The organism is Kiloniella sp. (assembly GCF_048270245.1).
Classification (GTDB): Bacteria; Pseudomonadota; Alphaproteobacteria; order Kiloniellales; family Kiloniellaceae; genus Kiloniella.
On the sequence record NZ_JBLWTH010000011.1, the window covers coordinates 48,388 to 60,685 of the forward strand.

Genomic DNA, 12,298 nt, shown 5'->3' on the forward strand with positions numbered 1-12,298 from the left:
TTTGACATATCTAATTTTTACATTTTGTTTCATTATGTTAATTATTAAATTTTGCATTTCATCTTTATCCGAGTAGATTAAACCAACTGTTTTACAAACAAGGCCTTTAGCTCCATGCCCCCCAAAGGGACCAACCTAGAACAAACAAAAGCCCACAATCTGCGTCTGGTTCTAAGTGAGATACTTTCTAACGATGAAATTTCACGCGCAGATATTGCAAAGCGCACAGGCCTGACCCGCCAGACAATTTCTAATCTGGTTGAAAAGCTTCTTGATGCCAGTATGTTAGTCGAAGGAAAATATAAAAAGGGCGGCGCAGGGAAACCGTCACGCATACTCCAGATATCCTCGGCAGCAGCCTTTAGCATCGGCATTCGAATTGATTTAAACAAAATTGCGCTCAGCCTTATTGATTTGTCTGGGAACTTGATCCATTCAACACAAATCAGTGCTACTTACACCACCGATGAAGACGTTATTCGCTTAATTGAGCCTCTTTGCCTTGATGTCCTTAGAGAAACAAATACAGATATAAGACGCGTGCTTGGTATTGGGATCATTATGGCTGAAAAGGATGATAGAAATCATCGCCACGCGATCAGTGATGTTACTACCGACCCTAAAAACATTGCGGAACTTCTCTATAAAGAACTGGACATACCAACGTTTCTTGAAACCGCCGCAGCAGCGGCAGCCTTGGCCGAATTTCTTCAGGGAAGCGCCCGGAACTTCAGAAATTTTATCTATCTCTTTATCGGACCTGATTTATCAGCAGGCCTTATGGTTGACGGCAAAATTTATGGCGGTAGATCAGCCCGTGCAGGATCAATCGGCCACCTTGTTGTAAATATAAATGGCCCGATCTGTGCCTGTGGAAACCCCGGATGTTTAAACGGGTATATATCATTGGAATCAATGGTTTCCCATTTGCAAAAGCTAAATAAAAAACCCGGAAATCCCTATGATGTTTTTACGGACATACAGCCAAACGACCAGAAGGTTGTATCTTGGCTGGAACAACAGGCGGAATATTTCAGAATAGGCATAAACTCTCTGGAAAACCTGTACGATCCCGAAACCATCATCCTCGGGGGAGACTGCCCGGATTGGTTCCTCGAAACTGTTATTCGCGTATCGAGACCCTTTATGCGCTCTATCAGTGAAAAAGGCGACCGGGACCTTCCCCGTGTCATCAAATCACCGCACGCTGACCAGATGGTTCAAAAGGGGGCAGCAACCCTGCCTATTCACGCCGCGCTTGGAGAAGAAAATGCAGCTTACAAATCACAAGCACAGTTCGGCGCGTCCTTTAATCGACTTTCCGAATTGCTAGGGCATTACATAAACGAAAAATAATCTTCCCGACCCAAAACACTGCCGAACGTCACAAAGATTCAATTTCACCCCGAAATCTTTTCCCTAGAGCGTTCTTTTCCTTTTGTTTCAGGGAAATCCTTTCTATAGGCTAGGGTTAAGTGATTAATATGAATCGGTAAAAGGTACGATGTCATCAAACGGGAACTTTACTCCCCCAAAAACTGTTGTTCTCGTTGGCTTAATGGGCGCAGGAAAAACATGTATAGGAAAGAAGCTGGCACACACTCTACAGCTACCTTTCGTAGATGCTGACGTCGAAATAGAAAAAGCTGCTGGTTGCACAATTTCTGAAATATTCGAAGAGCATGGAGAAAGCTATTTCCGTGATAGAGAGCGAATGGTCATCCAACGCTTATTGGATGGCCCTGTTCAAATTCTATCCACGGGGGGTGGTGCCTTTATGGACGAACGAACCAGAAGCACCATCACAGAAAAAGGTATTTCCCTCTGGCTAAAAGCAGACTTGGATATTCTCGTCGAACGAACATCGCGCCGGAATCATCGCCCTCTTCTGCGGAACGGTAACCACCGTGAGATTTTATCCAGACTGATCGAAGCACGTTATCCCGTCTATGAACAGGCAGATATCACAACCCAATCAGAAGAAGGTTCTGCTGATCTGACAACCCGTAATGCACTCAAAGGTCTCAAGGATTTTTGCGGCAGGTCATAAACCTCGTGAAAAACATCCGGAATAAAGATAAAAGAAGATGAATAAAGAAACGTATGAGCGCCTCACACTCGATTTAGGGGAACGTAGTTACGATATACTTGTTGGTGAAAACCTAGTCGAAAATGCTGGCCCGCTTGTTCGTCCATTTATCAAACAAGGTCGTACCTTCATCATTACAGATGAAAACGTAGCCGAACACCACCTTAGAAAACTGGAAACAGCCCTTAAATCAGAAGGTATTGAAAGCAATGCCTTGATTTTACCCTTTGGTGAGCAGACAAAAAGTTTTTCACAACTAGATAGGGTTATTGATTTTCTTCTGGAACATAACGTTGATAGGAAATCAACGCTTATTGCTTTTGGCGGGGGCGTCATTGGGGATTTAGCCGGGTTTGCCGCGGCCATAATAATGCGCGGAATAGATTTTATACAGATCCCGACAACGCTGTTATCACAGGTTGATAGTTCTGTCGGCGGTAAAACGGGGATCAACACTGCCCGCGGTAAAAACCTTGTTGGTAGTTTTCATCAACCCAAGCTGGTCCTTGCTGATACAGGTTTACTTAAAACCCTCCCCAACAGAGAGCTTCTTGCCGGCTATGCAGAGGTTGTCAAATACGGCCTGATCAATGATCCAGATTTCTTTAACTGGCTAGAAGACAAAGCCCACAAAGTCATTACAGGGGATATTTCAGCGCGAACACACGCTGTGTTGGTTTCCTGTGCGGCTAAGGCAAAAATTGTAGCGCAGGATGAAAAAGAATCTGGGGCACGCGGCCTTCTAAATTTGGGACACACCTTTGGGCACGCTTTAGAAGCTGAAGCCGGGTATAATGGATCTTTACTTCACGGAGAAGCCATCTCTATCGGCATGGTGATGGCGCATGATTTATCTGCTGAGCTAGGTTTTTGCTCTGAAATGGACGCACAAACAGTTCGCGATCACTTTGAAAAAATCGGTCTCCCTGTTTCAACGGACTATGTATCTTCTAACGCATTAGGAGGGAAAAAGCTTGAAGTTTCCCGATTGATGGATCACATGAGCAGAGATAAAAAAGTAAGTAACGGACGCCTGACCTTTGTTATGACAAAAGGTATTGGTCAGGCTTATCTGGATAACGCGGTAGATATGGCAGTGGTTTCTAACTTTATGAAACGCTTTATTGCTTAGATGATCGTACCGCCTTATTCACAACCCCTGAAAGGGCCATGGAAACAGAGTTAATTCTCGCTATTAGTGCCATTGTGGTACTACTCGCAATCTCCGCCTTCTTTTCTGGCGCAGAGACATCAATGACGGCGTCTTCAAAGCCACGCATGCATACGCTTGAGCAAAGCGGAGACAAAAAAGCACAGATCGTAAACAAGCTTTGGTCAGCAAAAGAACATCTGATTGGCTCTATCCTTCTGGGTAACAACCTCGTCAACATCTTGGCTTCCGCATTGGCCACATCAGTATTCCTCAAGATATTTGGGGAGACTGGGGTTATCTATGCGACGCTGACGATGACGGCACTTGTCCTTGTCTTTGCTGAGGTTTTACCCAAAACCTATGCCCTGCGGCACTCTGACAAAGCTGCGCTGGCTTCAGCGCCTGTGTTACGCCCTATCGTTTTCATATTTGGTCCGATTGCCCTCACGGTTGAGAGTATTGTAAGAATTATCTTGGCCATTTTTACACGCTCTGACACCGCAGACGAAATGAACGAATTCGCCGAAGAAGAGTTACGAGGTGCGATTGATCTTCACGAAGGTGAAGGCGAAGAGGTTCGTCATGAACGCGAGATGCTCAAATCCATTTTGGACTTGGACGATGTCGAGGTTGATGAAATCATGACCCATCGGCAGGATGTGAATTCCAGTGACATTGATCAATCACCCGCTCAGGTCATCGAAGACGTTCTGTCCAGCTCTTACACCAGAATTCCCTTATGGCAGGACAAACCCGATAACATCGTCGGCGTTTTACATGCAAAAGCACTTTTACGGGCAATTCGTACACATGATGGCGAACTTGATCGGGAAACCCTTATTTCTATTGCCAGCACGCCTTGGTTTATACCTGAATCAACAAGTCTGTTAGCTCAACTTCATGCTTTCCGTGATCGCCATGCGCACTTTGCTATCGTTGTTGATGAGTATGGTGAAATGCAGGGGATTGTGACCCTCGAAGATATTCTGGAAGAAATTGTCGGTGACATCACTGATGAACACGACATTGACATCGAGGGGGTTCAAACCGTTACCGAAAATGAATTTATCATCAACGGCACGGTAACAATCCGGGATTTGAACCGCCAATTTGAATGGCGGCTTCCGGATGATGAAGCCTCAACCATCGCCGGTCTTATTCTACACGAAGCACGACAGATACCAAAAGTAGGACAGGCCTTTGTCTTTCATGACATGCGTTTTGAGATTTTGGAACGAAAGCGTCATCAAATAACATCTATACGTGTGTCTCCCGTCGCGGAACAGATCACGGCATGATCCAACAGAAACACGCTAAGGACTAAATATGCCCTTATCCCCGGCAACCCGTCGAAAAAATCTTCATCAACGACGTTACGACTTTCAAGGGTACGAACGCGAAGATGGACAGTGGGATATTGAAGGTCGCATTACAGACGTCAAATCATATCCGTTTGACAATCAGTTCAGAGGAACGATCAAAGCAGGCGAAGCCCTACATGATATGTGGATACGCCTGACCGTTGATATAAACTTCGTTGTTCAAGATATAGAGGCCTGTATCGATGATAGCCCCTATTCAGTTTGTCCTTCGATCACACCGAATTTTCAAAAGGTCATTGGCCTGAAAGTTGGTCCTGGGTGGCGGGCTGCTATTCGTCGGGCAGTTGGCGGCACCGAAGGCTGTACTCATCTCGTAGAAATGCTTGGCGCAATGGCCACGGTTACATTTCAAACCCTTTATCCCGCAATGATAAAACATCAAGAGAAACTCAAAGAAAACCAAGAGAGCGCACCCCCGGAGAACAAAGGCCAAGAGGGCGAAGGAGAAGGCAAAGCCTCGAATCGCCTAGGGAAACGCCCAGGTATCATTGATACTTGCCACGCTTATAGTTCTGATGGAGAGATCGTCAAACAAGAATGGCCCGATTTTTACACAGGCAGTTCATAGCAGATTTCAAAAAAAATCAGCTATTTATTTTTTTGTATCGTAGGATACTGCGATGCCGGGATTGGCTGCCAACCTCTTTTTTCCTGTGCTGCTGTACGGAAATAAGAAAGAGTAAAAACTCTAATTGCAGCCGTCAGGCTTGATTGAACCCGTCTGCCTTCAACAAGATTACAGACTTCGTTCAAAGCCAGACCTTCACGTTCACAAATTTCAGTCAACCCGCGCCACATCATTGGCTCTAGACGCAGTGATGTGCGATGCCCGCGAACAGTAACGTTTTTCAGAACCAGTCCGTTTTCTCCTGCCAGCCGCTTCATCTCTTTTTGGAGATCCCGTCGACTTTGCGAAAGAAATGAAACGTTATCATTTTCTTTCGCCATTCAGAAACCACCTGTGCCCATAGCTTTTATTTCATCGGGTGTATTAGCCTTGATTTGCAAAGCATGAATTGTGGAAACGAGTTCAGCTTTTAACAAGTCATGAATCATTCGTTGCCTGTTAACCCGATTAACACCAGTAAATTTTTCAGAAACGATCTCAACAGAAAAATGGCTCTCGCCACCTTCGCGATATCCAGCGTGACCAATATGATGATGAGAATCATCTGTTACCGCCAAATGAGAAGGCGATAATCCTTCGCGCAAGCGCGCGTCTATTGTTTCTGTCATCCCCATGGCACTACACCCTACAATCCATAGATATTTGCTTTAAAGGCAGCATAGTACCGATCAATATGCCCCGTTTTCAATGTAATTTAAAAAATTTCCATTAAAATGATATTAATTCACGCTAAATTCACGCAACGACTGGCGACCTACAATCGGGCACCCCCATCTTCCTACCCAGATTTAGAGATAAAATGTAAGCATACAAAGCGCTTACAATGAAGCTATTTCCTAGGCTGGGACTTGTATCTACAGATAATAAACACCATAATTCGGATATGAAAAGATCAATGCACGGCGCCTCCTTACAAACCCCTTGGGACTCAGTTGAAATCAAAAACTGCTGCGAGGCTGAAGGCTGTACGAATGAAGGAAAATATCGAGCACCAAAATCCAGAGTAAAATTAAACAGCTATTATTGGTTCTGTCTTGATCATGTCCGCGAATACAACACCGCTTGGAATTATTGCAAAGACATGAATGTTGCTGACGTAGATAGATTACGTCGGCAGGATGCCGTCTGGGGCAAACCCTCTTGGCCATTGAACGGCGCAGGAAAAGAAAATTACGCAAAAAAACTGGATAATTTAGGGAAGGCCTGGCGATCATTCGCCGGATATGGTGCCAAACAGCCCGAACAAACACAAAAATTCATGCCCGAGGAAGAACGAAAAGCTCTTCGTATATTGGGACTCGAAACGATAGAATCCTTGAAACAGATTAAAAAACGCTATCTGGCGCTGGCAAAAGAACTACACCCGGACACCAATGGTGGCGCAAAAGGAGCAGAAGACAGGCTCAAAAAGGTCAATCAAGCCTATAGCCTTTTAAAAAACAGCATTTTTATAAAAGAAACACTTCAAGAAACCGACCTGACGTCCTAGTGTAACGTCCGAGAAATGATAACACCCTAACAGAAGTATGGATGCAACGATGTCCTCTAAAGTAATTGGCCATGGCGAAATGATCATGGGCGGCCCAGATACAACAGTTTCAGCACGCGAAGCTTTTGGCATAGACAGTGATATGCAGGTACCTGCATTCAGTACACGTAACGAATACGTTCCAGAAGAAGATCCTACCTATCAGTTTGATCATGATACAACCCTCGCACTTCTTGCAGGTTTTGCTTTTAATCGTCGAGTGATGATTCAAGGTTATCACGGTACAGGTAAATCAACCCACATTGAACAGGTCGCATCCCGCTTGAACTGGCCTTGTATTCGTGTCAATCTCGATAGCCACATCAGCCGTATTGATCTAGTCGGCAAAGACGCCATCGTCCTGAAAGAAGGAAAGCAGGTTACTGAATTCCGCGAAGGCTTAATGCCTTGGGCGCTACAACGCCCTGTCGCTTTGGTTTTTGATGAATATGACGCAGGGCGTCCTGATGTCATGTTTGTTATTCAGCGTATTCTTGAAGTCGAAGGACGCCTAACGCTGCTTGATCAGAACCGTGTCATCACTCCACATTCATCATTCCGACTGTTTTCAACCGCGAATACAGTTGGCCTCGGCGATACCACAGGCCTTTACCACGGGACACAACAGTTGAACCAAGGCCAAATGGACAGATGGAATATCGTCTCCACATTGAACTATCTTCCGCACAAAGATGAAATGCGCATCGTTCTGGCCAAACATCCGGAATACGATACGGAAGAAGATCGTGATCTCATTGCAAACATGGTGTCATTAGCAGATCTCACCCGTAGCGGCTTCATCAACGGTGATATATCTACTCTTATGAGTCCTCGTACTGTTCTATCGTGGGCTGAAAATGCCAAAATCTTTGATAACATTGATTTTGCGTTCCGCCTCACCTTTTTGAACAAGTGCGATGAAATGGAACGTCCCCTCGTGGCTGAGTACTTCCAAAGATGCTTTGGGCGTGAATTAGTAGATGGCAGTGAAAAATCTTCGTCCTAATCGACAGAAGACCAAGACGGTAAGTAACAGGTATGAGTAAAGCTGAAACGCCTTTAGAACAGTTTAAACGCGCGACTTCATCCACTGTAAAAGCGATGGCGAAGAAAAGCGAACTAAGTGTCGTTTTCTCTGCAAATGGTCGTGGTTTGAATGGGGATGAACTTCGGCTGCCCATACCTGTAAAGGATTTACCCGCAGATGATGTTCAGCGCATTCGGGGACGTGCAGATTCCTCGTCGTTGCGTCTGCGTTACCATGACACAAAAACCCATCAAAAATTAAAACCGTCAGATAGTAAGGCTGCCGCTATCTTTGATTCGGTTGAACAGGCCCGGTGCGAAGCACTGGGTATGTCACGGATGGAAGGCGTTGCCCAAAATCTCGAAGCTCTTCACGAAGACACGCTTGATCAAATGGGGTATGGCAACGCCGTTACATCGGATGATGTGCCGTTGAACGAAGCCATGGCTGTCCTAGCCCGGGAAGCCCTAACAGGAAGACGGCTTGAAAAAACATCCGCTAAAATTGCTGAAATCTGGCGTCCGAACCTAAGCCAAGAAATTTTCGAGACACTGGATAGTCTTGGGGAACATGTAACAGATCAAGCACAGTTTGCCCGCGCCTTGCAAGATCTTCTTGGACAGCTAGATTTTGATGTCGAAGACAGCGAAGAATCAGAAACAGAAGAACAGGATGATCAAGATCAGCTAGACGATACGTCAGAGGATCAGGACCAACAGCAAACGTCGGAACAATCTGCCCCGATGGAAGCAGAAAGCAGTGATCAGGGTGACGCCGAAGGTGCCCCGGATGATGGCGGTGAAAGTGACGGGGAACAAATGGACGGGCAAGGCCAGGATTCTGCTGGCTCTCCCGATCAACAGCCCGATTTTGATCAAAACCACAACTATTCTGCTGTCCACGGGTATAAGTCTTTTACCTCTCAGTTTGATGAGATTATCGAAGCGCAGGACCTTTGCGAAGATGAAGAACTCTCACGCCTGAGAGAATTGTTGGATAAACAGCTTTCCCACCTTCAAGGCGTAATATCCAAGTTGGCAAACCGCTTGCAACGCCGCCTGATGGCTCAACAAACCCGAAACTGGGAATTCAATCTGGAAGAAGGTTTACTTGATACAGCTCGTTTAACCCGTGTTGTGACCAACCCCATGCATTCTCTCAGCTTCAAGCAGGAAAGTGATACCGAGTTCAAAGACACGGTTGTAACTCTCTTGATAGACAATTCCGGCTCTATGCGTGGGCGCCCAATCACTATCGCAGCAATGAGCGCTGATATACTTGCCAGAACCTTGGAAAGGTGCGGTGTCAAAGTTGAAATTCTCGGATTTACTACAAAAATGTGGAAAGGTGGACAATCTCGAGAGCGCTGGATTGAACAAGGAAAACCCGGAAATCCAGGACGATTAAACGACCTACGACATATTATTTATAAAAAAGCCGATGCCCCTATGCGACGGTCCAGAAAAAATCTCGGCTTAATGCTGCGCGAAGGTATCCTAAAAGAAAATATAGATGGTGAGGCACTGTTATGGGCACATAATCGTTTACTCGCCAGAACAGAGCACAGACGAATTTTGATGGTTATTTCCGATGGTGCTCCCGTAGATGATTCCACTCTATCTGTGAATAGCGGCAGCTATCTGGAAGATCATTTGCGTGAAGCAATTGATCTCATCGAAAAACGGTCCCCCGTGGAACTTCTAGCGATCGGGATTGGACATGATGTCACCCGATATTATAAACGAGCCGTCACCATCAGCGATGCAGAGCAACTAGGTGGCATTATGATGGAAAAATTGGCTGAACTTTTTGCCGAAACGCCACGTGGTGGTGACAATCCACTAGAAAATTTCAAGCGATAACGCTTCATGAACTGATTCTTTTTCGAAACCTCGCAGACTTTATCTAACTTGCGGGGTTTCTTTTTAAGAATTATTCGCAAATAAACTTGACACTTATCAAGAGCAGAACTAATAGTTGCGAATGATTTTCAGTATCGGTTAAAGATGAATGACACCTGATAACTCCACAAATATACGAGCCTCCATAGACGTTCCCGTGAATGATCAGGGTAATTCTTCTCGCAAAATGCATCGAGTTTCTGCTGAAGCACTGATGCAAAACACCCGAGAAATAGTCATTGAATACCAAGGTAGTGATTACCGCCTTCGTATTACTTCTAATAATAAACTGATACTTACAAAATAACGTCTCTCCGGTGCAGTAGAGAACGCCAGCCAGCTCGCCACCTTGTCTAAAAGACAATATCAGCCAGCCAGCCAGCAATGTTCATAAACAACATTAATTGGTTTGCTTTTCGATAAGGTGTCTGACCTGTGCAATATAAATCTTACAAAGGGCTTTTGCTTGCAAGTGTTGCCCTGACTTTACTCTCCACGCCCCTTAAGGCCGAAGACAATACAACAGAAAACAACAAGAAGACCGAAACACCGTCCTCAACGAGTGAGCACAAAGTACAAACTCTGGATGCTATTTCTGTCACCGCATCACGAACAGAAAAATTGGCGATCGATAGCCCAGCTTCGATTTCTATTGTAACCGAAGAAGAGATTGAACGCCGACAAGCCGAAACAGTTCATGACCTATTAAAGGATTTACCGAGCGTCGAGTTAGAAGGTGGCACACGTAATACTGTTATGAAACCTTCCATTCGCGGGTTGGGTGGACAACGCGTTGTTACCCGTATTGACGGAGCACGCCAAAACTTCAATGCAGGACACAAAGGAGGATTATTTGTTGATCCTGCCCTATTGAAACAGGTCGAAGTTCTTCGTGGCCCCGCATCAACGATTCATGGCACAGGTGCCTTGGGTGGTGTCGTTGCTTTTGAAACAAAAAGTGCTGATGACTTCTTAGAAGCCGGCGAGAAATACGGTGCTCAGATTTCTACTGGCTTTAGCTCTGTTGATAACGGAGTACATGGTAATATCACGGGCTATGCACGCCCGCTAGATAACATTGATCTTATGGCAAGCGTTACACGCCGCAAAACGGATGATTACGATGCCGGGGATGGCAAGAAAAGAGCCTACACCGATGATGACCTAGCCTCGGGCCTAGTCAAAGGCGGCATTGATATCGCTGATTTCCATCGTATAGGCCTTTCATACAGGCTTTATCGTGATGATCATAACCTCCCAGCCACACCTGACGGATTAAGCACGTCTTCTATTGTTGAACGCGAAAGTAAAGAAGACAGTTTTGTTTTCGATTACAATTATGACAACCCTGACAACCAATGGTTCGACACATCTATCAAGGCTTACTATGACACAACGGACATAGACGAGGTCAGAATATCTGACGGACGCCATGAAGAACGAAATTTGGAAACTATAGGATTAGAAGGCTTCAACACATCCTATCTTAACCTTCATGAAAATGCTGAACTTGCTGTGACAGTCGGCGGGGAAATCTTTCAGGACACCCAAGAAGGCGAGAGCAATGGTGCGCCGATTGGTGGTTATCCTGATGCCGAACGTAATATCTATGGTGTGTATCTAGACAACACCTTAACACTATTTGAAAATCTAGAACTCACTGCGGGACTTCGATATGATTCTTATTCTCTCGAAGCAGATGGACAAGAAAATTCAGAAGAGACAGCAACATCTCCTCGTTTTGCCATCAGCTACAAAGTTCTTCCCTTCTTACAACCCTATGTAAGTTACGCTGAAGCTTTTAGAGCTCCCTCATTAGGAGAAACTTACGCATCCGGTCTTCACTTTCCTGGCGGAGGACCTATTCCGAACAACTTTTTTGTCGCCAACCCAAACTTAAAACCGGAAACGGCCAAAACCTGGGAAATTGGCACAAACATCAAACAGGATGGCCTGTTTATGGTGGATGATTCTCTGCGTGCCAAAGTTTCCTACTTTAGAAACAATGTCGATGATTTTATTGAGTTGGATGTGGATGTTACAGGCGGAACAACAACCAGCAGCAATGTCACAAAAGCACGTATTCAAGGTTTTGAAGCCGAAATCCATTACGACACACCAACCGTATATGGCTCTTTAAGCGGCTCAAGAATTCGCGGCAAAAACACCGATACCTCTGAAGCATTATCAGGTATAGCAGGTGATAAAGCAGCCCTAATGCTGGGATATCACTTTCAGAGCATCAATCTTGATCTTGGCGGTCGCGCCCTTGCGGTCAGGGAACAAAATCGCGTCCCAGACGACAGCGATGCAATTGACGGCTATGCAACATTTGATGTCTTCACGTCTTGGGATGCCGATGATTACGTCCCTGGCCTGAAAATCAATGCGGGTATCGATAATATTCTCGATAAAAATTACAGACGCGGCGCGGCTGTTCTGGATGAACCCGGGCGTAATTTCAAAGTAACAGCCAGCTTGAAATTCTAGTAATGGAATACCCAACAATGGATCGAGAAGTTCACACCAGTATCCACCACAACAAAAGCAAAAGTGCCTAAAAATACAAGTTACTAGGCACACCGAGACC

The 12,298-nt window shown here is 45.3% G+C and carries 12 protein-coding genes; 10 read left to right on the top strand and 2 right to left on the bottom strand.

The genetic code is table 11. The annotated features are described in order from the left end of the window. Positions 1–114: 114 nt before the first annotated feature. The 5 genes from ACN0W5_RS18370 to ACN0W5_RS18390 all read left to right on the top strand — a co-directional run bounded on the left by ACN0W5_RS18370 (position 115) and on the right by ACN0W5_RS18390 (position 5,192). Positions 115–1,356 (top strand): ROK family transcriptional regulator, encoded by a 1,242-nt coding sequence (locus ACN0W5_RS18370; RefSeq protein ID WP_417455534.1) that lies wholly within the window; start codon positions 115–117, stop codon positions 1,354–1,356. Positions 1,357–1,504: 148 nt separating this feature from the next. Then, entirely contained in the window at positions 1,505–2,050 is a 546-nt protein-coding gene (locus ACN0W5_RS18375) for a shikimate kinase (protein WP_417455535.1), read from the top strand. A 37-nt stretch (positions 2,051–2,087) separates the two neighbouring features. Beyond that, entirely contained in the window at positions 2,088–3,221 is a 1,134-nt protein-coding gene (aroB, locus tag ACN0W5_RS18380) for a 3-dehydroquinate synthase (protein WP_417455536.1), read from the top strand. Between the two features lie 38 nt (positions 3,222–3,259). Then, entirely contained in the window at positions 3,260–4,540 is a 1,281-nt protein-coding gene (locus ACN0W5_RS18385) for an HlyC/CorC family transporter (protein ID WP_417455537.1), read from the top strand. Positions 4,541–4,568: 28 nt separating this feature from the next. Continuing rightward, positions 4,569–5,192, top strand: coding sequence for a DUF2889 domain-containing protein (locus tag ACN0W5_RS18390; RefSeq protein WP_417455538.1), 624 nt, complete (start codon positions 4,569–4,571; stop codon positions 5,190–5,192). 20 nt (positions 5,193–5,212) lie between these two features. Here ACN0W5_RS18390 and ACN0W5_RS18395 read toward each other — a convergent pair whose 3' ends face one another. Together ACN0W5_RS18395 and ACN0W5_RS18400 are read right to left on the bottom strand one after the other, a co-directional pair. After that, on the bottom strand, positions 5,213–5,572 hold the full coding sequence (locus ACN0W5_RS18395; RefSeq protein WP_417455539.1) for a ribbon-helix-helix domain-containing protein: 360 nt from the start codon (positions 5,570–5,572) through the stop codon (positions 5,213–5,215). Beyond that, positions 5,573–5,866 carry a BolA family protein gene (locus ACN0W5_RS18400; RefSeq protein WP_417455540.1) on the bottom strand — a complete coding sequence of 98 codons (294 nt, stop codon included), beginning with the start codon at positions 5,864–5,866 and terminating at the stop codon, positions 5,573–5,575. Between the two features lie 209 nt (positions 5,867–6,075). On the opposite strand from ACN0W5_RS18400, the gene ACN0W5_RS18405 reads away from it, so the two are divergent. The 5 genes from ACN0W5_RS18405 to ACN0W5_RS18425 all read left to right on the top strand — a co-directional run bounded on the left by ACN0W5_RS18405 (position 6,076) and on the right by ACN0W5_RS18425 (position 12,198). Further along, positions 6,076–6,741, top strand: coding sequence for a J domain-containing protein (locus tag ACN0W5_RS18405; protein WP_417455541.1), 666 nt, complete (start codon positions 6,076–6,078; stop codon positions 6,739–6,741). Positions 6,742–6,790: 49 nt separating this feature from the next. Then, the gene (gene cobS, locus ACN0W5_RS18410; protein ID WP_299376987.1) at positions 6,791–7,786 is read left to right on the top strand and encodes a cobaltochelatase subunit CobS; all 996 of its coding nucleotides are present in this window, start codon (positions 6,791–6,793) and stop codon (positions 7,784–7,786) included. Between the two features lie 32 nt (positions 7,787–7,818). Further along, positions 7,819–9,669: a cobaltochelatase subunit CobT gene (gene cobT, locus ACN0W5_RS18415; protein WP_417455542.1), complete on the top strand. Its 1,851-nt coding sequence runs from the start codon at positions 7,819–7,821 to the stop codon at positions 9,667–9,669. 226 nt (positions 9,670–9,895) lie between these two features. After that, a complete protein-coding gene (gene hemP / locus ACN0W5_RS18420; protein WP_417455590.1) occupies positions 9,896–10,015 on the top strand; it encodes a hemin uptake protein HemP in 120 nt (39 codons plus the stop codon). A gap of 128 nt (positions 10,016–10,143) precedes the next feature. Continuing rightward, a complete protein-coding gene (locus tag ACN0W5_RS18425; protein WP_417455543.1) occupies positions 10,144–12,198 on the top strand; it encodes a TonB-dependent hemoglobin/transferrin/lactoferrin family receptor in 2,055 nt (684 codons plus the stop codon). Positions 12,199–12,298 lie beyond the last annotated feature (100 nt).

What these genes read in the sequence shown, in the direction of transcription:
- ACN0W5_RS18405 (WP_417455541.1), top strand. Translation starts at nt 6,076, where the DNA reads ATGAAGCTATTTCCTAGGCTGGGACTTGTATCTACAGATAATAAACAC.
- ACN0W5_RS18370 (WP_417455534.1), top strand. Translation starts at nt 115, where the DNA reads ATGCCCCCCAAAGGGACCAACCTAGAACAAACAAAAGCCCACAATCTG.
- cobS (WP_299376987.1), top strand. Translation starts at nt 6,791, where the DNA reads ATGTCCTCTAAAGTAATTGGCCATGGCGAAATGATCATGGGCGGCCCA.
- ACN0W5_RS18395 (WP_417455539.1), bottom strand. Translation starts at nt 5,572, where the DNA reads ATGGCGAAAGAAAATGATAACGTTTCATTTCTTTCGCAAAGTCGACGG.
- cobT (WP_417455542.1), top strand. Translation starts at nt 7,819, where the DNA reads ATGAGTAAAGCTGAAACGCCTTTAGAACAGTTTAAACGCGCGACTTCA.
- ACN0W5_RS18390 (WP_417455538.1), top strand. Translation starts at nt 4,569, where the DNA reads ATGCCCTTATCCCCGGCAACCCGTCGAAAAAATCTTCATCAACGACGT.
- ACN0W5_RS18375 (WP_417455535.1), top strand. Translation starts at nt 1,505, where the DNA reads ATGTCATCAAACGGGAACTTTACTCCCCCAAAAACTGTTGTTCTCGTT.
- ACN0W5_RS18400 (WP_417455540.1), bottom strand. Translation starts at nt 5,866, where the DNA reads ATGGGGATGACAGAAACAATAGACGCGCGCTTGCGCGAAGGATTATCG.
- ACN0W5_RS18385 (WP_417455537.1), top strand. Translation starts at nt 3,260, where the DNA reads ATGGAAACAGAGTTAATTCTCGCTATTAGTGCCATTGTGGTACTACTC.
- aroB (WP_417455536.1), top strand. Translation starts at nt 2,088, where the DNA reads ATGAATAAAGAAACGTATGAGCGCCTCACACTCGATTTAGGGGAACGT.
- hemP (WP_417455590.1), top strand. Translation starts at nt 9,896, where the DNA reads ATGCATCGAGTTTCTGCTGAAGCACTGATGCAAAACACCCGAGAAATA.